Origin of the sequence: Paenibacillus sp. ClWae2A (assembly GCF_032452295.1) — a bacterium.
Taxonomy (GTDB): Bacteria; Bacillota; Bacilli; order Paenibacillales; family Paenibacillaceae; genus Paenibacillus.
Map to the genome: position 1 here is coordinate 71,300 of NZ_JAULSQ010000005.1, position 20,451 is coordinate 91,750.

A 20,451-nucleotide genomic window follows, 5' to 3' on the forward strand; every position below is an offset into this window, starting at 1 on the left:
TTCACATATCATGAAGTTAAATCAAGATGTTTCGTTTAGTCTCAGCCTTCAAGTCTGGATACAAGCGCTCTCAGCGCATGACCACGGTGGCTAATCGCCTGCTTTTGCTCAAGCGTCAACTCTGCCATCGTCATCTCGTATTCAGGTACATAGAATAGTGGGTCATATCCAAAACCGCCAGCACCTGCAGCTTGAGCCGTAATCCAGCCTTCCGCAGTGCCTTCTGATTCATACTTATCACCTGTTGTCGGATCGTACAGGACCAGCGCACAAACGAAACGAGCCGGACTTAGTAGCGGCTGCTCGGTGTCCTCACCGGATTTCAACGATTCCAGCGTCTCCAGCAACTTCGCATTATTCTGTGCATCCGTTGCTCCTTCGCCTGCATATCTCGCTGAATATACTCCCGGCTCCCCGTCCAACAGATCTACGCAAAGTCCTGAATCGTCTGCCAGAACAGGCAAACCAAGCGCATCACCAACCGCCTTGGCTTTCTTCCAGGCATTCTCCGCAAACGTTACGCCATCTTCCACCACATCCGGCAGCTCCGGATAGTCAAACATGCTCTTAACCTCTTTGCCAAGCGGTGCGAAAGCATGAGCGAATTCACGGACTTTACCCGCATTGCGGGTAGCAACAATGAGGATTGGACTGTCCAAACTCATCTTAAGCTTCCCCTAATCCACGCGCACCGATCTTGAGCGCAATCGGTCCAAGCACTTCTTTTTGACGCTCGATCATTTCCAGAATTCCCTGCTCGCCCAGTTCCAACATGGCGTTCAGCTCACGGCGATCAAATGGTGCTTCCTCACCTGTTCCCTGAAGCTCGACGTATTTACCGCCGCCTGTCATCACCAGGTTCATATCCACCTTGGCTTTGGAATCTTCATCATAGTTCAGATCCAGTACAGGCTGTTCACCCACAACACCCACACTTACTGCGGCAATGAAATCCGTAATCGGGAACACTTGCAGTTTGTGCTGTTGGGAAATCTTGTTCACGGCAAGCGCCAGCGCTACAAACGCACCGGTAATGGACGTTGTGCGTGTGCCTCCGTCGGCTTGAATAACATCACAGTCCAGTGTAATCGTACGCTCACCAAGAGCCTGCAAATTGACCACCGAGCGCAGTGCCCGACCAATCAGACGCTGAATTTCCATGGTGCGTCCAGTTAATTTGCCGCGATTGGCTTCACGTTGGTTCCGAGTATGTGTTGCACGTGGCAGCATGGAATATTCAGCCGTTACCCAGCCTTTCCCTTGCCCTTTCATAAAGGGAGGAACACGTTCCTCCACTGTAGCTGTACAGATCACCTTTGTATCTCCAACTTCAATCAGTACAGAACCCTCGGCGTATTTATTCGTGTTCACTGTTAAATTCAGCGGGCGCAGCTGTTCGCTGGTTCGTCCGTTTGATCTCATTTTTTCTGCCTCCTACGACTTAAGCATCCTGTAATGTTGAGCTTGTTCACACTTTTACTAATCCCTTATATTTTACCAAAGAGTTCGGTTAAAAGCATCCTAAAGCATTCCTTGCTCATTAAATCGGAATTTCGTTGATATATTCAGGCTTGGAAACAGGCGCACTGTAATCTCGGTTATCGTCACCCATGACCGTTTTTTGGCCATTCCACTCGATCTGTACTTTGGCATCCTTGCTGGCTGTGTTCTCCGCAGTGGTTAATACGACAGACTGTAACAGCTCGCTTGGCACGATATCCCCTTCGGCAAACATATCATCTTTCAAGGCAACCGTGACCGTGCCATCCTCTGCCGTTTTGACCGATTGCAGCTCCGTTCCGCCTGTCATGACCTCTTCCAGTTCTCCACCTTTGTCAGGTCCTTTGATCAGCTCATTCAATGCTGCCTGCACCCGATCTTCACCAGGGGTAACGAGTCGTGTCACCGGAACATAATATTGGATGCCTGCTGGTGAAGCTGCTGAGAAATAGACCGTTACCGGGCTGCTGTTCGCCACAAACGCATCACCCAGATCCAGATTGATTCCCACAGCCCGATTCAGCGGTTCAGGCAACGGCGTGCTGTTCACTGGCATTTGTGTTAACTTTTTGCCATCTACCCAGATCTGCACATTCTCCACATCCGGAGTTCCTGTCAATGTCCACGTGACGGCTTCTAGCATTTTCCGTTCTTCCTTCGCATCATACTTGGCAAAATTACCCGAGAACTCAACAACCGCCAGCTTGTCATCCGCGTGAATTGTTACATTCTGCACAACCGTTCCCTGTGGGAGAACGCCCTGGAATCCTTCCGGCAACATACCCGCATAGGCCCCGCCTGTGACAAGTGTATCCAGAGCTGTCTTTGGACTGCTGGCATCTGTTCCAGAAGGAAGCGTCAGGGATACCGGAGCGAGCAGCCCCTGCTGGTCTTGCAGATATACCGTCGTTAATGGGAGCGTTGCGAGTGCCCCATTTCCTTCGGCTGCCTGAATCATGGCTGCTTCCTGAATGGGCGGTGGTGGATCAACAGCTTCGGAAGACTGTGCTCCAAACATGCCACAACCTGACAACACCATAGGAATGCTCAGCAGCGCAGCTGCCGATACCGTACGCAAAGATTGGATCTTTCTCATGATCACGTTCCCCCTCATCATTTTTACAGTTTGTACTACCATGTATACGAGCCTTTGTCCAAAAAATAACTAAAAAGATCATCGCTTCGCTGAAAACTTATAAGTTCTATGATCTTAAAGAAACGTAAAACAGGTTAATACGTATTAGGAAGCAAGAGTAGGGACATTGCTAACTTCAGAGGAGGAATCGCCCATGGAACATCCTGAGCAAGAAAAAATCCCTTACAGCCTGAATAGCCGCAAGGTCGCGGAGGCAACAAGGGAATGGCTGCATAAGCGGGGCGTCACGATCCCTGAGATCGCAGAACTGGTCATGTTATTGCAGCAAAAATATTATCCAGGTCTTACGATGGAAGAATGTATCGAAAATGTGGAGATGGTTCTCCGTAAACGTGAGGTACAGAACGCGGTTCTGACCGGGATTCAGCTTGATATTCTGGCAGAACAGGGGCAGCTCATATCTCCTTTGCAGGAGATGGTTGAGAACGATGAAGGACTGTATGGCGTGGATGAGATTTTGGCATTCTCCATCGTCAATGTATATGGCAGCATTGGATTTACGAATTATGGTTATGTGGACAAGCTGAAACCAGGGGTGCTTGAACGACTAAATGACAAGAGCCTGGGCCCTGTCCACACATTCTTCGATGATATTGTCGGTGCGATTGCATCGGCAGCGAGTAGTCGGATCGCCCATCGCAAACAATCCGAGCTTGAAGAAGCACTGGGAGAAAAACCTGTCAGCGATGAAACGGTATAACGCATAACTCGTTTCATATCTGAAGTCATACGGAACATTGGAGATGTGTGTGCATGTTTGGTGAATTAACTATTCAATAAGATACCTGCTCATGGAAAAAGCGGCCTGATGGCCGCTTCTTTTGCATGTGTACGATGATGAGTGGATAATCCACATGTTATTATTTCAGATGTTTAGGTCGTACCGTTCCCGCCAAACCAAAACCTTCAACCCAATTCTGCTCGGAAGGTGAACCAGATGTTGCCCGTTTCGGTCCAATCGTGATTTCCGGGCCTTTGCGTTCTCGCAACATACCACGCAACACCGTGATACCGAGAATGCTGAGTCCGGTAAATACATACATCATCCGCATGATGATATTACCAGCATCTGATCCCGTTACCATGCCGTGAACCAGCAGACCAATGAACACGGGATAGGATAACATGTGGAACATGAACCACCATTTGCGGCCCAGCTTGTTCCGCAGGTCACTGGATAAGAGGACGATCACTAATCCGTAGAAAGATAACGTTCCCAGACCACTGCCAATCGGATGCACGGAGGCGGTAAAAGGAATCAGAAGTTCTCCCCAGGTAAATGGACTGTAATGATCAATATATAACGTTAACGCATGCACGAGTCCAAGTCCGAAGGCGAGCCAGGTCGTTCGCGTATGCCATTTGAACATGGCCGCTTTGGGTTTGCCTTTGGCCATCGGCATTCCTTGAGCAATGCCTAGAAATACACCGGCAAAGAGCAGCACATAAGCAGCAATTCCACTAATTCGAATGATATTCCACGTCGGCAGGTAATCTACAATCCATTGTGCCATAACAGGCTCCCCCATATCTGTTAGACTTGTCCTCTTTTTATATCAGACTGAAGCGATGATCCGGATCAAAACCGGGCCAGTGCTCAGCGAGCGTATCTGTATTCCCTCTGAAATAAGTGCTCCCATCCTGTGTTATCCACAGGACGTCATGCCGATCATAATGTCGGTTTAACCAACTTACTGCCTCGACACTCCCCATAATGCAGACCGTCTTGGCAATAATCTCGCATTGCGATGCATGCTGTCCCAGAACGGTACACTGTAGCACATCCGTAGCCGCCGGCTCCATTGTCCGGGGGTCAATGAGATGATGCGCAAGGCTTCCGTCTGAATTTTGCCATTGTCTATGCGAAATACCTGAAGTGGCAACAGCTCCTCGCTGTATGCGAACCACCCCTGACACATTTCCCTGATCCTGCAAAGGATCTGCTACTTTCAAGGTCCACTGGGGATGGTCTGGTGTACCCCATACCTGAATATCTCCACCCGCGTTAATTAAACCCGCCGGGATATGCAATGTCCGCTGCAACCAGTCTGCAATGCGCTCCACCGCCCATCCCTTAACGATTCCTCCTAGGTCCAGCTCAGCTCCAGGGTCCAGATGAACCATCCGGCTACCTTCCCGCTGAATCCAGCTCGGACGGCTGTGGTCATATCGATCTTCTGTCATCCCTGAACATTCAGGCGTTTTTGTTCGCAATATGCGTTCAAGCAATGGGCGTTGCGTTTGTCTTTGTTGCACCTTCTCAAAAGATAGATCGTATCCCGAAGCCTGAAGAGCCTGCGAGATGCCCGGTTGAAAAATCCCTTCGGTCAGTCCAATATAACCGTAGGCCAGACTCAAAACTTCATCCATCGCAGCGGAGATGGGTATCCATCCGGTCGAATGATTCAGACGATTCAGTTCACTGTCTGCCACAAATCGGCTGAAGCGCTGCTCCTGCGTCTCAAACCAATTCTTGACCAAACTTGCTGCATGTTCAGCTTCTTCCCGCCCAGCGGACAGTTGCACTTCAACATCCGTGTTCATCGCACGGAATTGAAATCGGAGCGGACGAGCAACTTGCTCCGTGCGGCTCATGATGCACCTGTACGTGACTGATAGTTGCCACTGCTGTATCCAGAGTCTGTACCCTGGTTATTTTGCCCGATACGCTGAGAATCTGAATAATTCCCCCTGTTACTCGTGCTCTGATCTGGCCGAGATGCTTGTGTGCTATCAGATGTTCCATTATATTGACTATCATTATTGTCATTGTCCTGCGTGTTCCAGTTGTTGCTGTCCGTTGTACTACTGATCCATTCATCCATCACATCATCATGCGTATCCACCTGGCTTGAAGCAGTAACACTTGTATCTGTGCCATTCGCTGCTGCATAGGCCACATCAAAGGCATCCGAAGTTCTTACATATTGAAAGAGTGCAGCCACAGTCAACGTTGCTGCCGCTGAAGCTTGCCATTTTCTCCATTGATTCCGTTTTCTTCTGGTCATCGCTCTTCCCTGCTTTCTTTAGCGAAGTTCATAGATGTATCATAGGCGCGCTGGCTTAAAAATAGATGAATGAACCGTTAAGAGAGGCTAAAAAGGCCCAGAACAGGTGAATTTCCTGTCCAGAGCCTCTATATAGATCGTATTATCATTTCATATCGATATCATCATACGTTAAAATCGAAAATAGAACGTGCCATCCGGTTGTTGCTCTTGCTTCACTAGTTCGCGTCGAATTAACTCCTGCAAATGGGCCAACGTCTCACTCATGGCAAACCGCAGTTGATGGGTACCAAGCCGATTGCCAAACATGTGTACACAGATGTCATACGCATTCGCTGGTGACTCCTGAATTCGTTCCGTCATCTTCTGAAGACGTTCCTCGTGATGAGCGAGCAGTTGTACTGTCCGTTCGCTGAACTGGGCAAAAGGATTCCGATGCCCCGGATACGCCTGCTTGACGTTCAGCTCCCCAAGACGTTGCAATCCTTCCATATAAGACAATAATGGCTGAGGGTCACTGCCGGGTTGCAGACTGATATTCGGTGAAATCTGTGGCAAAACTGCATCTCCGCATAGAATCTCCATGGATTCCGGTGCATAAAAGGATAAATGGCCTGGGGCATGTCCACCCGTCTCCACAGCAACCCAACGTCTCCCGCCCATATCGAGCCACTCTCCATCTTCAACGGGTGTCACATTTGGAAGTGGCGTGATTTGCGAAATGAATGCCTTCATATGTTCATGTATCTGCTCAGTCTTGTCTTCGGGCATACCATGACGACCATAATAATCAGGTACTATTGTATTAATGTGTGAATCAGGTCCCCAGATATAATCGGCCTCTTGGCGGGAGCGTGTGGACATTCGAACGGGTGACCCCGTCATCTGTTGCATCCAACCCGACAACCCAAGATGATCGGGGTGATGGTGGGTCAGTACAACTTGACGAATATCACTAAAGGTCAGGCCGAGATCTGCCAGCGCTTCACTCCACTCCTGTTCCGTTTCCGAATTACGCGGTCCCGGATCTATAATGGTTATATTCCCATCCGGTTCTGATAACACATAACTGTTCACCCATCGTAAGGGAAAAGACATGCTGATCTTGACCCGGTGTATGCCCTCTGTCATGGACATCTCTTCTGTGCGCTTCATGTTATCCCCCTTCCAGACTGTCTCTGTTCACTCCACAGGACGACGACCAACAAAAATCATGCGTGGAGAAGTCTGCTCGTCATATTTCTCTTCGTCATAGCCGCCATGTACCTGATCTACCCGGAGTCCAGCGGCACTTAACATCTGACTCAGTTGTTCCCGTGTGTACAACTTCACACGCTCCTGATATACCCGCGGTTCATGTCCGGATGTGGTATCCGTAATGCGAATTTCCTTTTGCACAAACCCTTCCTCAATCTTGCGATACTCCTCAATCCGCTGCCCCTCATCCTCTCGGACGGAGTGTGGCACCAGATGCCGAGTCACATAAGCCGTATTCATAAAATCAATTATAAAGCTGCCACCCGGGCGAAGCATGCGATGAATGGCACGTAATACTTTCAGTTGTTCTCCGTCCTCCAGGAAATAACCAAACGATGTGAACAGATTGACTACAGCGTCGAAGCCACCTTTCAGCGGGAGTTCACGCATGTCCGCATGACACCACGATACTCGGTGTTCGGTGTCCATTAGGCGCGCTTCGCGCAGAAGCACATCGGATAGATCAACTCCGGTCACTCGCAATCCTGCATCAGCAAGTGCCATGGAGTGCCGTCCCATACCACAGCATAGATCCAATACTTCAGCATTAGGCTCAAGTTTCAACCAATTAATCATTTTATGTACTTCCTGATGGGCACCCTGCACATCGCGGTGCTTGTATACGAGAAGATAATCTTCTCCAAAACTCTTTTCATACCATTCCGTCATCCAAACTCGCCCTCCACATGGTCATCGGCCCTCTGTCTGTAGTACGCTCTGTACAGGCCTGATCATTTCCCCTAGCTTTAATGTATTGTAACGTCTTTATTCTGCAAACTCAAAAAATCCCAGTAATTTTCCAACATTGAAGAGCCAAAATGCACACGATATAATGTTAGACATATGCCTGCAAATCGGTTAATTATAAGAGGTTGTTCAAAAAGCAACAGGAGGTGTTCTTATGATTCGCATCGGACTTACCGGATGGGGGGATCAGGAAGATCTCTATCCAAACCGTACCAAAGCCAAAGACAAGCTCAGTCTATACGGACAGTACTTCTCCACCGTGGAGGTGGATAGTTCTTTCTACGCCGTTCAGCCGCGGGATCGAATGGCACGGTGGGTTGCAGAGACGCCCGAATCCTTTGCTTTTATCATCAAAGCCTATCAGGGAATGACCGGACATCTGCGAGGCAAACCATACTTCACCAGCACGTCGGAGATGTATAAGGCTTTTCGAGAATCACTAGAGCCCGTCATTGAAGCTGGTAAAATGCAAGCAGCCTTGTTTCAATATCCGCCAGTATCTACATAAAATAATTCGTACATAAATATAAATTTCATTTTTTTCTTGATTGATTCTACATAAATGATCATTACCTTGGTTGTACATAATTATAAACCCGTACATAAATAGCTTTATAATTTTGAACGTGTTCATAAATAAAGACAAATTAAAATCTAGCTTAGGCTTAAATAATGATATTTAAAAGACGATTAATATAATAAAACTTAAAATAAGGAGAATTTTCTTGAACGAGATCTACACTTTAAATGAGTATATTACTGCTGTTAAGGAATTAAGGAACAATCAATATTATTTCCGTGGAGAAAATAACAAGTACCCTTTAATTGCTTCCTCTTTGCTGAGAAAAGGCAATATGCAACTTTTAAGAAGTGAAAAATTTAATTTCTACGAGGATTTGGTGAATGACTATTATTCTGAAATTGCTTCAGATATAGGAGAGTTTGAAAGAAAAAATTTCTTGGCATTCAGCCAACATCATGGTTTATCAACAAATTTGATTGATCTGACAACGTCCCCTCTGATTGCTCTATATTTTGCTTGTTCATTTAACATTGGCACTGAGAATACTAATAATACTGGTTATGTATATTTATTTGATAAAGACTCTACTATTGATATTTCGAGTTTAATCAACACACATATGATGGCTCCCTCTCATTCATATAATATTGTGGACTTATTTCTAAGAAATGATAGTTCAATAATCAATACATTGTTAGAGTACTTTTCTAATTTTTTTTGGGATAACAGTATCGAGCCCTACTTAATCAACGTTATTGATCTATATTTAAACGTAATACCGGATGTTCGAATTGATAAGGATCTATACAACGTAATAACAAGTCCGTATGGTATTTATGGAATGGAAGACAACCTTTCCATAGAACTTGAAAAGTTACAAAGAAAATATGAATCGAAACTAGGTATACAATATATGGGTAAGTCTGTCTTATCAACTTTGTATTTAATTTTACTTACGGAATACTTTAAAGGAGTTTACACAAGTTCCTTTTATGGCCTAAAGAGTGAACCCGTGTTCCCCAATATGCCGTACTTATTATATAAGACACCTTATAAGTTTGATAGAATACGTAATCAAGATGGTGTTTTCTTATCTCAACTATTCCAAACTTTTGCAACGAAAAACGAAAATATACCAGATGAAATTATTAAGCAAGAATATATTCCTGATGAAACTTTCACAATAAAAGATCAAGAAACTATACTTGAAGAATTAGACTTCATCGGAATTAATCTCAAAAGTATTTATGGCGATTTTGATAATATAGCTTCCTATCTAAATAAGAAGAAATTTTAATAGTTATATAAAGTCGAAATCTGCAAAAATAAAATCATTAGATCAATGTAACCAAGTACTTGTCCTTACCAAGGACAAGTACTTGGTTTCTTATTCATTGAATTAATTGCAAACAACTAAGAAGAAGGTAGCATCAGGTCAATTAAATCAATTGCTAAAAATTTTGATCCACTCACGCCATTTATATATTTTAAAGGTCCTTCTGAAGACCAATTTAACGAAGTAAGCCTGTTCACGTACTTATGCATCCCAGACGAGTTTTTCAGAAACTATAGCGAAGAATGTTTCTCTGAAGACAAACAAGCAAAAGGAAAAAATAACCTCTCTATAATGCGGAATGGTTATTTTGTTATGAAGTTTCTATTCACTTTTTAGATTAGGTACGGAAAAGAACCGCACCATAAACAATTAATTCGCGGATGAACAGACAAAACGTGATAGCTATATAAACAAGGAGGCAGCCGACCATCGTAATCGGCTGCCTTTGTTCAATTAACGGACCAATTACGTTAATACAATATTCAGAAATAACGAAAATAAATACAAAGTTCGTTAAACATTCCAAAAAAATTATTAACTGAAGGAAAATTAAGGTCATTAACTAAATTATTTTTCTCTATTCGGAATTTTTTAAGTGAGGCGTAAATTAAAGTTTTCACTATAAGTGATCCTAACTAGTCCGGTTGGTTTCGATTTTTTTGCTTATAGGAGTGTTAGTCACTGAATGCTTGAGGACTTGAACTGGGAAAAATGCTCTGCCGTTGCAAACGGAAAGGGGCAAAGAAGTTCTGATAAAATGAATTTAGTTAGTCTCGAAGACTCGTGTAAAGCCTTATATGTAACAGATCAATCCATTGAAACATATGGCCTTTAAGGGCTAGCTTCACGCCGAGCTGTCTGCAAAAATGTATCCTCATTTTTTTGGCATACTTATGCATTTAGTTGATTAATAATGAAGTTCGTTAAATTTAATCTAGGCCCTTGTTAGGGCATTAAAAAGCACCGACCACATAAATCTATGCTCAACTACAAGGAGAACTAAGGGGAGAACACCATCCTCGATTCTTTTGCCCTGGGTTTGCGGCGGATCTCAGTTAAAGATCTGCATCTATTCTACTACTATTTTATTATTGGCCATGATAGTTAAAATAATTCAGTTATATGATGTTAGCATTGAAGCAAGATTAACATTTATATAATCACTAAAAGGTATTTGTTTAGATATATATGTTAAATTTTGCTGTTGGTTATCAAAAGAATAGTCCATTACAAGCTCTTTGGTTATTCTAAGTGCAGCATTTATCTCTAAGTCATTAATTTGATCTAAATCTAATGATTTTAGAAATCTATCGCCATTATATCTTATATGATTCGAAAGATAAGATATGAGTACTCTACCAATATGAAAATGATAATACGTTGCTACTGCTACATCCATTTCATTTTTAGCATTAAAAGACTGTTTTAAATAAGTTTCAATCTTTTTCATTAATTTAATCGAGTTTGAGTATACTTCCATTGGTCTAGTAGATGGAAATAGTCTGTTATAGTCATGTTCGTTTTTTGTTAAAATTGTTGGGTTAGACCTTGCTTTTGAAGGGTTTTTTTCGACCAATGCAGTTAAACATTGTGATAAATAATTTATCGAAACAATTTGTTTTGTAGGTTTTTTCAAGTTCTTATAATAGTTTTTTCTTCTATCATAATAAAGATCATGAGATAGTAAATAGTCCTCGATATCTCTTTGCACTTTATCTGTTGCTCTTAACAAAGCAGGTGGAACAGGATTATGAGAATTATTTGATTTTATTATTACATCAGTTGTTTCTTTTTTATTCGTAATTATTATTTTCAACAAAATAGAGCGTGAGTCTGATTCTGGAATTCCTTCTACAAATGTATGGTATATTGAATGAGAAGTTTGTAATCCGTTAACTATTTGAACATTATCCAGGTGCAAAGTTTTTCCTGTTAAGGTTCCATTTTCTGCTATAATCGTAATTCCATTATTTAACCACCAAAAATCTAATTCATTCTTATTTTTTAATGTTTGTATTATTTCAGAATTAACAGTTGTGTTGTTTTGATAATCACGAATATTAGATTCAAATAAATATTTTCTCAAAGAATTATCTGTTGAATCAACAAGAAATTTAAAGTACTCAATTACATTTACTGAAGCGATATAACCTCTTTCATCAGTCTCTTTATATTCCAATGCAATTGGATTCTCATTTAATTTTAGCTGAAGGGAATAACTGGGTTCTTTACGAGTTAACCCCAAAATAGTTGATGCATCAATTATTCTAAAGTCAAAAGTAATATTACCTAAGTTTGTATCTGTAATTTTTGTTTTTAGTGTTTCAATTTTATGAATGTAACTATAATTATTATGTTTAGGACCATAGATATTGGCAGCATCACCTTTACAAACATGATAGAAATTGATATTAATTTTTGGATGTTTTGAAGCAGTCAGTTTAATAAGTCTGTGAATTAGTAATATTTTGTCTTTAAGTGCTTCAGAAATTACTCCCTCAAGAGTATTAAAATCTTTATCTAAATTAAATAACTCTTCACTAGCTACGATGAACTTATTAATGACATCTTCGGAAATAGTATCAGTGTTTTTATATTGTAAAAAATGAAAATCAAACACCGGTTTACTGCTTGTTTGAAATTCTTCATCTGAATTGATTAGCTCATCATTAGCAAAGATAAATATACCATCAATACCATAGTCTTTTTTTTCTCCAACTAATCCAAGCTGTATTTCTTCAAAAGTAATATCATAATCCTTAAATATTTGATTTGTTGCAAACGATTCGAATGCTATATCAGCATTATTTAGATTACTTTCCTTTGTAAACTCTTCTAAAAAAATATTAAGCAGTGTGACTTGATTGCTCATAATTCACCTCAGTAGATATGTATTTAAACCCTATAACTCATATTATTGTATCATATACTAAATTTAATGAATGCTAGAAATTCTTATTAATCCATAATGAGGGCAAGTTTTTGGAGCTAATAGATTACATCAGATACCTATTGAGCTAAAGGGAAACTATAGTTCAATATACACTGAGCATTTAGCGAAATAAGCAAGGCCGCTCCTTTTTCTCATCTCATTTAGTTTTCAGATATATGCTAATTTGTTAAGGAAACATGGATTTATATTGAAGAACATTAGTCAGTGAATTTTAGGAAGCCAAGTCACGCTTGCTTTTTTTAAGAAGCTCCTCCCCACTTCATCTACAAAATAGATCAACTTTTTTTAATGTTTTTTTATTTCACTAAGGAATATAATGGATACAAAGTAATTAACTCCAGAAACTGAGGGCGAATTATAACAATGAGAAAATCACTCCTAAAAATAACTAAACTTATCCCTTTCACAAATCCTAGTGGTCGAAAAAAGATATCAACTAAAGAACCACTTTATCTTCAAGATTCTCCAGTCACGAGTCGTCAAGAAGATAAGTTTCAATATGGCCAAATGGCAGATATCATATATGAACTTCTAGAAGAAGGACAACTTCCACTGCATATCGGATTAATGGGTTCATGGGGAACAGGTAAAACATCGGTTCTACGACTACTGGAAACAAAGGTGAAGGCAGAAAGAAAGAATGATCGTAAGTACTTGTTAAAGTTCATTAATGTCTGGAAATTTGCTGACGATGCCCCTTCTTTACATAGAAAAATCGTAAGAGAAGTTGAAGCAGCACTGAAAGTAAAAAAAAATAAGAGCATTGATCATACTGAGTCTACAATAGAAATGAGAAAGACATCTGGAATATGGTCCATATTCCAACGAGAACTTTGGAAGAAACATGGTTTCATTATGGCTATTTACTCACTGACACTTATCTTAATCACCATTCTGTATGAATGGATATTTAATCTAAAAGATGCTTGGGCTCTTTCATTCACAAGTTCAACGACCTTGTTAATCATCATGATTGGTACCGCTCTTCTTAACAAAAGCGGAGTTGAACTTACGTATCAAACAACAAAAAATGAATTAGCACTTCAACATGGTGACCAATTCGAACACCGTTTTGAAAGCGCCGTAAGCGATTATCTAAAAGCCAACAAAGGAAAAAAACTTATTCTAGTTTTTGACGATCTTGATCGGCTTCCTCCAAAGCAACTGGTAGCAGCTCTTAACACTATTAAAACCTTTTTACGTTCTAAACAATGTGCGTTTATCGTTCCCTGTGATGAAGAAGTCTTGTTAGAAGGTATATCTTCTGCATTTACTGAGAAAAAGATGTCTAATTTATCTGTAAGTGAATTCTTAAATAAAACGTTTGATTTACAACTTCATCTGCCACATGTAGAAAAAGTCAACATGAGAAGCTATGCAAAAAATCTATTATCCGAACAACGAATAAGATGGACACTGCACGAGAATATGCCTGTAGATAGACTCTTAGGGATATTAATTCACACAGGGATCCGCACTCCAAGGCAAGTAAAAAAAATATTAAATGCGTATGCTTTCGACTGGTATTTAGCATTTAAACGTGATGCAGAAGCTGGTGTAAATTTTCTTCGAAAACACCCAAATGAAATTGCTATTTTCACTGTTCTAAAGACAGATTTCCCTAACTATTATCATTACGTTAGTCAAAACCCACTCACACTCAGACAACCTATTGAAGAGCAAATCAGAAAATTGCACGATAATAAGGATTCACTTCCAGAAGAAAATGAGAAACCGGATGAATCAGCCCAATTACTTGAAGCTTTTCTATCTCGAGTAAAAGGTAGTATGCCAACAGACCCTCGTCCTTTCATATATTTTAACAATCAGTTGCTCAATCCTTTGACAGGACGACCGGAACTTGAAAATACAAAAGAACTGATTTTAAATGGACAAACTGACAAATTTTCAGAGGAATTTACTAAGTTATCCGATAAAGATAAACATATTGTCCTCTCTTCAACGTTAGAAGATACGGATACTGCAAGTAATATTTTTGCTGAAAATGTCTTAAAAGTACTTTTTGAGCATAAAGAAGCCTTAAACTTCATTGCAGAAATAGATATCAACCGGTGGGAAAAAATCATCGTGGAAAACATTGATTCATTGCATGAATTCGATATTGTAGACATATGCACAGGACTTGAATACATCCAGTGCAGTGTATTAACTTGGGAAGCCTACGGACAAACAATCTCTAAAGATGAATATTACGAAGAATTATTCAATTTATGGGTAAAATATCCACATCATTTAGAGAAGCTGGGGATACCTAATATTGGTGAAAATATTATCCAATCATTGCATAAAAATAAAAGATCCTATATTGCTGGTGATGCACTGACTAGCATACCCCCTGATAATTCAATTTTGGACAACCAATCCTTTGATTGGATTAGAAATCTCAAAGATGTGATAAACTCTAAATCTTGGCTTGATGAGCCTTTGGCTAATTGGCTTTCAGTCTGGGCAAAATTAACCGGAGGAAAATTATCTACATCTCTAATCAATAAACTTTTGTCAGATATTGATTACGAGAAAGAAGGCTATGTGGAGTTTTTAGATGGTCTTGGTGCACTTTGGTGTGAATTATTTGTTAGCTCCCAGTCAAAGCAATCAGACATGAATGCTTTGCTAGAAGAAATAAAACAAGTTAAATTCACTGGGTTTACCCAAGATGATTTTAAGGGGCTAGAAAATCACTTTAGTCAGCTTAACTATAAAACCATATCAAATCTAAATTATAAGATCTTCAAAACATGGTGGGAAAACGATCAGGATAAAACTATTGAGTTGATGGGCTATTGGAAAAACAGTCCTGGAGTTGCTGGTTTCGCAGGAGAGATCTTTTCATTTGAATTAGAAAGAGAATCACTAGCACTAGTGACAAGCATTTTAACAGCTCGTTCAAAAACAATTACTGATAGATTTGATCATATTATATCAGTGATTAAGGATGAATTAAGGATTGCCAAAGACAGTAATAGAGCATCAAAAGCAAATGTTGTAATTGATGAGCTTATCACTGACTCCCTTTGGTCGGAGAACTTAAAACCACTGGTTAGCGAAATTTACCCTTCTGACAAAACAACGATCTGGCTTCACTGGCCACCAATTGCTGTAGAAGACCGAGCTAATCTTTTGGTATCATTTTTGGAAGTCAATCAGGAACTTGCGGAGTGGGTAGTAAATTCTGTTTTTGATCTTTACAAAGTCCGCCAAGGAGCACTATCAGTTAATGCTGGCTATAGAAGTCATCATACCAATTACATGAATACCATTATAAAAGCGTTAATAAACAATGAGTCTATTGACTGGAATTCGTTCCTTCAAAGAGCAGTTGTCGAGAAATTGCTAGATTTTCTTGACTCAGATGCTATCGATTCACTCGTTATTACATTAGGCAGAAAATTAGATCTCAACAATGACACGTATATTGATTTCTTTATTACTCATCATAGTCCAGAAAGTGAATTTCATCGAGATATCGCTATCGGAAGATGGGATTTCTTTAATCCCGAAGATAGAAAGACATATTTAGATAAATATGATTCTACAGAAACTAAACATGAGTTTGGCATGAAGCTAGCAGACAGAATTCAAATAAAGCCAAGTTTAAAATATATAGACGAGCTAGGCACATGGAATTTCAACGATAGTATATCGCAGCAAATAGTAAAAACTACTATCCAAAAAGTTGATGACTCAAAACTAAATAGTTGGTTCCAAAATTCAATTGTGGAAATCATAAAAGAATTAGATCGTTGGACGATTTTTGCTTTGTTTACTGCTGTACGCATCAGAAACGATCTTGTTATTCCTAAAAGAGAAACATTAGATACTTTGTTACTTCTGAAGGATGAGCGCTCTATTCTTTCACTGAATATTGTTAAGAAAAATAAAACCGTCGCAAACGCTCTAAGAAATTCTATAGGATCATTAAAAGACACCTATCCAGATGAAGTGGAGGAAGTTAAGAAAGAATTCAAGTGGAGAAAACTTTAATAGCTACAATACTGAATAACACACTATAATAGACTTCAGATAAAAAGAGCAGATGGCAAAAACATCTGCTCTTTTCTATTTGTTCAGTATTAGACTGACTTTATCTTTCTTTTAACACATATCGCGCAAGCGTAACCATACAGGAGCTGTAGGACCGCACGCATGTCAGCATGACACCATTCTACTCGATTTTCGGTATCCATTCGGCACACTTCACACAGAAGCACGTCCTACAGGTCGATTCCGGTCACCTGGTATCCTGCGTCAGCAAGTGCCAGTAGTTGTCGTCCCATGCCAAAGCACAGATTCAATACCTGCGACTTGGGCTGAAGCTTTAACCAATTGATCATTTTATGTACTTCCTGATATGCCCTTTGCACATCCCACCCTCCAGATGGTCACTAACCCAGCTATCCGTAATCCCTTGTTATAAAGTTCTGATTCATTACTGATTAAATCCCTTAATCTTAGAATAATTGTATCGTCTTTACCCTTGAAACTCAAGGATTGGTACCCTTTATCCTGCATTGAACACCCAGAAACCACACGATATAATGTTAAACATAGTCACACTCTTGTAAACCGGTTAACTATATGTAGAAGCTTTATATACGAGGCATGCTACTGTCAAACCAACGAATGTTAGAAATCGTTGGACGCAATATGCTGACATCAGATGTAGCAACAGGAGGTGTTCTTATGATTCACATCGGACTTACCGGATGGGGGGATCAGGAAGATCTCTATCCAAACCGTACCAAAGCTAAAGACAAGCTCAGTCTATACGGACAGTACTTCTCCACCGTGGAGGTGGATAGTTCTTTCTACGCCGTTCAGCCGCGGGATCGAATGGCACGGTGGGCTGCAGAGACGCCCGAATCCTTTGCTTTTATCATCAAAGCCTATCAGGGAATGACCGGACATCTGCGGGGCAAGCCCTACTTCACCAGCACGTCGGAGATGTATAAGGCTTTTCGGGAATCACTGGAACCGGTCATTGAAGCCGGCAAGATGCAGGCAGCCTTGTTTCAATATCCGCCTTGGTTTGAGTGCAATAAAGACAACGTGAAAGAGCTTCGTGAAGTGAAACTGAGAATGGAGGGCATTCTGTGTGCCCTGGAATTCCGTCATCGTAGCTGGTATGAAGGTGACATGCGCGAGCGGACGCTTTCGTTCCTGAAAGAGCAAGGCTGGATTCACAGCGTCTGTGACGAACCTCAGGCAGGTCTAGGTTCTATCCCCATCGTGCCACAGGCGACGGATTCCGAGATGACACTGGTTCGCATGCACGGACGTAATGTGTCCGGGTGGCATCAGAATGGTGCGCCTAATTGGCGCGAGACCCGTTACCTGTACCGTTACAACAAGGAAGAATTGTTGGAATGGAAAGGGTATCTGGAGCAATTGCAGGAGCAGAGCAAGGATGTCTATGTTATTTTTAACAACAACTCCGGTGGTGATGCAGCGGCGAATGCCCAGATGATGATGGATCTGCTGGACCAGCCAGTGAAGCCTTTTCCTGACCGTACTGAACCGGAGAAGGAAGAAGGACCGGAACAGCTGGAATTATTTTGATCCGAACTAATGATGGAGTTATTCATATTATTGGGTGAAGGTAAGTGTATTTATCATTGCTATTATGCAGATCAGTTTCGAAATTGGAAACAAACTAAAAGCGGCAAGCCCGGGGGCTTTGCCGCTTTCTTTAACTGCTTATCAACCTATAGAAGCTATCCACATACATTCGTTTCGTTGTGTCAAACATCAGCGCTGCAAGGCTGTAACCGAAGAATCGATAGACGCCTTACGGAGCTGCTGGTTCATTTTATACACTTCAATGCCTGCCAAGAGCACAATGCCGATCCCATGGGTATCGTTCAGATTCCATCCCAGATCATCGCGATAATACAAGGCGGTAAACGAGTACCCGGAACCCCGGCATACCCCGTATATATTGCCTTTATAGTCAATCGACAAACGCGTCATGCCTTCCCATCCTTTGCGCACTGCCTCCAGATAGGGCTCTGGCTGTTCCAGCCAGCCTTCCCGAATACCACGGGCATAAGCGTAGATGAACATGGATGTGCAGGAGGTTTCTTCATACGAATCCGGGCGGTTCAGCACCTGATGCCATAGTCCATTTTCCCCTTGCAACGCCAAATAACCTTCACTTAAATCACGATAGAACTGTAATAGTTCCGACCGTTTCACATGATCATGTGGCAGGATGGATAACAATTCGGTTAATGAAAATAGCACCCAGCCGTTCCCTCGTCCCCATGGAATACCTGTCGCCCGACCACGCACAAAATCATACACATGGGACATGATCTGTTGTTCGGGAAGATAGAGGTATTTACGGAACATCAGGAACTGATTGACCGCATCATCCCAATACGTCGCATCTCCTGTCAATTGACCATAACGCATCAGAAAAGGTGTACTCATGTACAAGTCATCACACCACATCGTCTCCTGACGCATCTCTCCACTGCCGCGAACCCGGTAAAAGGCACCATCCTCCAGACGCTCCTGCTCATCCGTAATGTAGCCTGCAATCCGATCCGCAGTATCTCTTCCCCCACGAATATCGCCCAACTCCATCGCAGCGAGCAGTGTAGATCCAAACGAACCGCAATCATCCAGACTGTCGATGGCAGACAGCTGATTATTAATCCCTGCCGCACCGTACCCTTCCCGATCCCACAGACCATAGCGATCAAATGAAGTACTCAGTTCAATATGTTGCCGCACATACTGAATGTAATCATCCCGTCCCAATTCCTGTCCCGTCTGTAGCAGTCCAAGCAGGGTAACGCCAAGCGGATAATTCCACTTTCCGTAATGTGTATTTTCCAGGTAAGGACGAACATGGGTGTCGGGAAGATCTACCCGACAATACACACCTTGTGCGCCATCATCAAATACGGTATCTGTTCGCACGATGTCGACATGCGATGGTTCAGCACCGGGAGCAAACACACCCGTGTACAGCCAGGGGTTAGAACATCCCGCAACCGGATGAGGCGATTTCAGTCTCCAGCCTTTGGAATCCGAACGCTCGGCATATTCCAACGTGAATCCCCATGAGCCGCCGACTGCCTGAATTTCACCTTTCGCCACCAGATCGGATGTACCGTAACGGCGAGGAAGTTCAACGCGGAAATTACCGCTGCTTCCAGCAGAGTATACTTCCGTGCCATCCACATACAGGGTCAAAGCTCCATCATGACGACCTTTTAAAATAACTGGTGATGTTCCTGGCAAAGTTACATCCAATCTGGACCATGCGTAGGCAACAGCGGGCTTTTCTGTACCAAAGATGCGGGCAAAAGAACCCATGCTCTGCTCCTCATCTGTCCAGCCCCTGCGCGGATACCAGGTAAGACCCGTTTCTTCTTCCGTCATGCCGTCACGAGGAAGAGATACTACAGGTTCATCGACGGGTTCCGAATATAACCAGCCCTCCTGACCCTGACGATCTGCCCCAGGAGTGAGGAAGTGCAGCGGGAAATTTTTGAACGAGGCTGTTCCGTAGATACCGCCGAATCCCACTTCTGTTTTGACAAAACACAGCAATACATCATTCCAGCCATAGTTCACGGAAATCGGAATCTGGGTTCTTCGCTCGGGAAATAATTCCTGCAACAGCTCAGACTTGAATACCTCTTCACCGTTCACGTAAATCGTCACCGGACTATAACAGTTCAAGCCCGTATTTAACGTTGTATTCTGCTCGCTCCATAACTTGCCCCATACATACACGTACTGCCCTGCATGCGCCCCAACGCATTTCTCATTCAGATTCAGGTCGTAGCGGTAGTCCCCACGTCTACGAAAACCTCCCTGATGATAGGCTCTGAACAAAAATGAATGTTTCGGATGATCGCCAATATAACGCTGAGCCACCGTAGTTAATATATCCGGAATTGAATCGTACACCTTGCCTGCAATCGCCTCGTTCTC

The 20,451-nt window shown here is 42.1% G+C and carries 15 protein-coding genes and 1 pseudogene; 5 read left to right on the top strand and 11 right to left on the bottom strand.

The genetic code is table 11. The features are described 5' to 3' along the window. Positions 1-41 precede the first annotated feature (41 nt). The 3 genes from QVE09_RS17085 to QVE09_RS17095 form a co-directional block, all read right to left on the bottom strand. Entirely contained in the window at positions 42-665 is a 624-nt protein-coding gene (locus tag QVE09_RS17085) for an XTP/dITP diphosphatase (RefSeq protein WP_017692573.1), read from the bottom strand. Position 666: 1 nt separating this feature from the next. Further along, the gene (rph, locus tag QVE09_RS17090; RefSeq protein ID WP_017692572.1) at positions 667-1,422 is read right to left on the bottom strand and encodes a ribonuclease PH; all 756 of its coding nucleotides are present in this window, start codon (positions 1,420-1,422) and stop codon (positions 667-669) included. Between the two features lie 118 nt (positions 1,423-1,540). Continuing rightward, the gene (locus tag QVE09_RS17095) at positions 1,541-2,596 is read right to left on the bottom strand and encodes a GerMN domain-containing protein (protein ID WP_315937743.1); all 1,056 of its coding nucleotides are present in this window, start codon (positions 2,594-2,596) and stop codon (positions 1,541-1,543) included. 193 nt (positions 2,597-2,789) lie between these two features. Between QVE09_RS17095 and QVE09_RS17100 the strand changes: the two genes are divergently transcribed. Continuing rightward, a complete protein-coding gene (locus QVE09_RS17100) occupies positions 2,790-3,356 on the top strand; it encodes a phosphatidylglycerophosphatase A family protein (RefSeq protein ID WP_315937744.1) in 567 nt (188 codons plus the stop codon). A gap of 160 nt (positions 3,357-3,516) precedes the next feature. Here QVE09_RS17100 and QVE09_RS17105 read toward each other — a convergent pair whose 3' ends face one another. From QVE09_RS17105 to QVE09_RS17125, 5 genes are all read right to left on the bottom strand, one after another. After that, positions 3,517-4,170, bottom strand: coding sequence for a ferric reductase-like transmembrane domain-containing protein (locus tag QVE09_RS17105; protein ID WP_315937745.1), 654 nt, complete (start codon positions 4,168-4,170; stop codon positions 3,517-3,519). A gap of 37 nt (positions 4,171-4,207) precedes the next feature. After that, on the bottom strand, positions 4,208-5,251 hold the full coding sequence (locus QVE09_RS17110; protein WP_315937746.1) for an FAD:protein FMN transferase: 1,044 nt from the start codon (positions 5,249-5,251) through the stop codon (positions 4,208-4,210). Next, positions 5,248-5,664: a hypothetical protein gene (locus tag QVE09_RS17115; RefSeq protein WP_315937747.1), complete on the bottom strand. Its 417-nt coding sequence runs from the start codon at positions 5,662-5,664 to the stop codon at positions 5,248-5,250. Before QVE09_RS17115 ends, QVE09_RS17110 begins: the two co-directional genes overlap by 4 nt. Before the next feature lie 171 nt (positions 5,665-5,835). Continuing rightward, a complete protein-coding gene (locus QVE09_RS17120; RefSeq protein WP_315937748.1) occupies positions 5,836-6,819 on the bottom strand; it encodes an MBL fold metallo-hydrolase in 984 nt (327 codons plus the stop codon). Positions 6,820-6,846: 27 nt separating this feature from the next. Beyond that, positions 6,847-7,590 carry a class I SAM-dependent methyltransferase gene (locus QVE09_RS17125; protein WP_315937749.1) on the bottom strand — a complete coding sequence of 248 codons (744 nt, stop codon included), beginning with the start codon at positions 7,588-7,590 and terminating at the stop codon, positions 6,847-6,849. Positions 7,591-7,822: 232 nt separating this feature from the next. On the opposite strand from QVE09_RS17125, the pseudogene QVE09_RS17130 reads away from it, so the two are divergent. After that, positions 7,823-8,164: pseudogene (locus QVE09_RS17130) on the top strand (DUF72 domain-containing protein); the annotation flags it as partial. A 229-nt stretch (positions 8,165-8,393) separates the two neighbouring features. Beyond that, positions 8,394-9,488: an FRG domain-containing protein gene (locus tag QVE09_RS17135; RefSeq protein ID WP_315937750.1), complete on the top strand. Its 1,095-nt coding sequence runs from the start codon at positions 8,394-8,396 to the stop codon at positions 9,486-9,488. Between the two features lie 1,153 nt (positions 9,489-10,641). Here the strand turns inward: QVE09_RS17135 and QVE09_RS17140 are convergent. Further along, positions 10,642-12,399: an AIPR family protein gene (locus QVE09_RS17140; RefSeq protein ID WP_315937751.1), complete on the bottom strand. Its 1,758-nt coding sequence runs from the start codon at positions 12,397-12,399 to the stop codon at positions 10,642-10,644. A gap of 444 nt (positions 12,400-12,843) precedes the next feature. Between QVE09_RS17140 and QVE09_RS17145 the strand changes: the two genes are divergently transcribed. Continuing rightward, positions 12,844-16,485: a P-loop NTPase fold protein gene (locus tag QVE09_RS17145; RefSeq protein WP_315937752.1), complete on the top strand. Its 3,642-nt coding sequence runs from the start codon at positions 12,844-12,846 to the stop codon at positions 16,483-16,485. Between the two features lie 230 nt (positions 16,486-16,715). Here the strand turns inward: QVE09_RS17145 and QVE09_RS31550 are convergent, their stop codons facing one another. Continuing rightward, entirely contained in the window at positions 16,716-16,835 is a 120-nt protein-coding gene (locus QVE09_RS31550) for a class I SAM-dependent methyltransferase (protein ID WP_397387052.1), read from the bottom strand. Between the two features lie 349 nt (positions 16,836-17,184). Here QVE09_RS31550 and QVE09_RS17155 point away from each other — a divergent pair, with 349 nt between their 5' ends. After that, a complete protein-coding gene (locus QVE09_RS17155) occupies positions 17,185-18,060 on the top strand; it encodes a DUF72 domain-containing protein (protein WP_315937753.1) in 876 nt (291 codons plus the stop codon). Between the two features lie 189 nt (positions 18,061-18,249). Here the strand turns inward: QVE09_RS17155 and QVE09_RS17160 are convergent, their stop codons facing one another. Then, positions 18,250-20,427 carry a glycoside hydrolase family 88/105 protein gene (locus QVE09_RS17160; RefSeq protein WP_315937754.1) on the bottom strand — a complete coding sequence of 726 codons (2,178 nt, stop codon included), beginning with the start codon at positions 20,425-20,427 and terminating at the stop codon, positions 18,250-18,252. Between the last annotated feature and the right edge of the window lie 24 nt (positions 20,428-20,451).

Excerpts from the sequence above, each read along its gene's own strand:
- QVE09_RS17100 (WP_315937744.1), top strand. The coding sequence starts at position 2,790 with ATGGAACATCCTGAGCAAGAAAAAATCCCTTACAGCCTGAATAGCCGC.
- QVE09_RS17110 (WP_315937746.1), bottom strand. The coding sequence starts at position 5,251 with ATGAGCCGCACGGAGCAAGTTGCTCGTCCGCTCCGATTTCAATTCCGT.
- QVE09_RS17085 (WP_017692573.1), bottom strand. The coding sequence starts at position 665 with ATGAGTTTGGACAGTCCAATCCTCATTGTTGCTACCCGCAATGCGGGT.
- QVE09_RS17145 (WP_315937752.1), top strand. The coding sequence starts at position 12,844 with ATGAGAAAATCACTCCTAAAAATAACTAAACTTATCCCTTTCACAAAT.
- QVE09_RS31550 (WP_397387052.1), bottom strand. The coding sequence starts at position 16,835 with ATGATCAATTGGTTAAAGCTTCAGCCCAAGTCGCAGGTATTGAATCTG.
- QVE09_RS17105 (WP_315937745.1), bottom strand. The coding sequence starts at position 4,170 with ATGGCACAATGGATTGTAGATTACCTGCCGACGTGGAATATCATTCGA.
- QVE09_RS17095 (WP_315937743.1), bottom strand. The coding sequence starts at position 2,596 with ATGAGAAAGATCCAATCTTTGCGTACGGTATCGGCAGCTGCGCTGCTG.
- QVE09_RS17140 (WP_315937751.1), bottom strand. The coding sequence starts at position 12,399 with ATGAGCAATCAAGTCACACTGCTTAATATTTTTTTAGAAGAGTTTACA.
- QVE09_RS17115 (WP_315937747.1), bottom strand. The coding sequence starts at position 5,664 with ATGACCAGAAGAAAACGGAATCAATGGAGAAAATGGCAAGCTTCAGCG.
- QVE09_RS17125 (WP_315937749.1), bottom strand. The coding sequence starts at position 7,590 with ATGACGGAATGGTATGAAAAGAGTTTTGGAGAAGATTATCTTCTCGTA.
- rph (WP_017692572.1), bottom strand. The coding sequence starts at position 1,422 with ATGAGATCAAACGGACGAACCAGCGAACAGCTGCGCCCGCTGAATTTA.
- QVE09_RS17120 (WP_315937748.1), bottom strand. The coding sequence starts at position 6,819 with ATGAAGCGCACAGAAGAGATGTCCATGACAGAGGGCATACACCGGGTC.
- QVE09_RS17155 (WP_315937753.1), top strand. The coding sequence starts at position 17,185 with ATGATTCACATCGGACTTACCGGATGGGGGGATCAGGAAGATCTCTAT.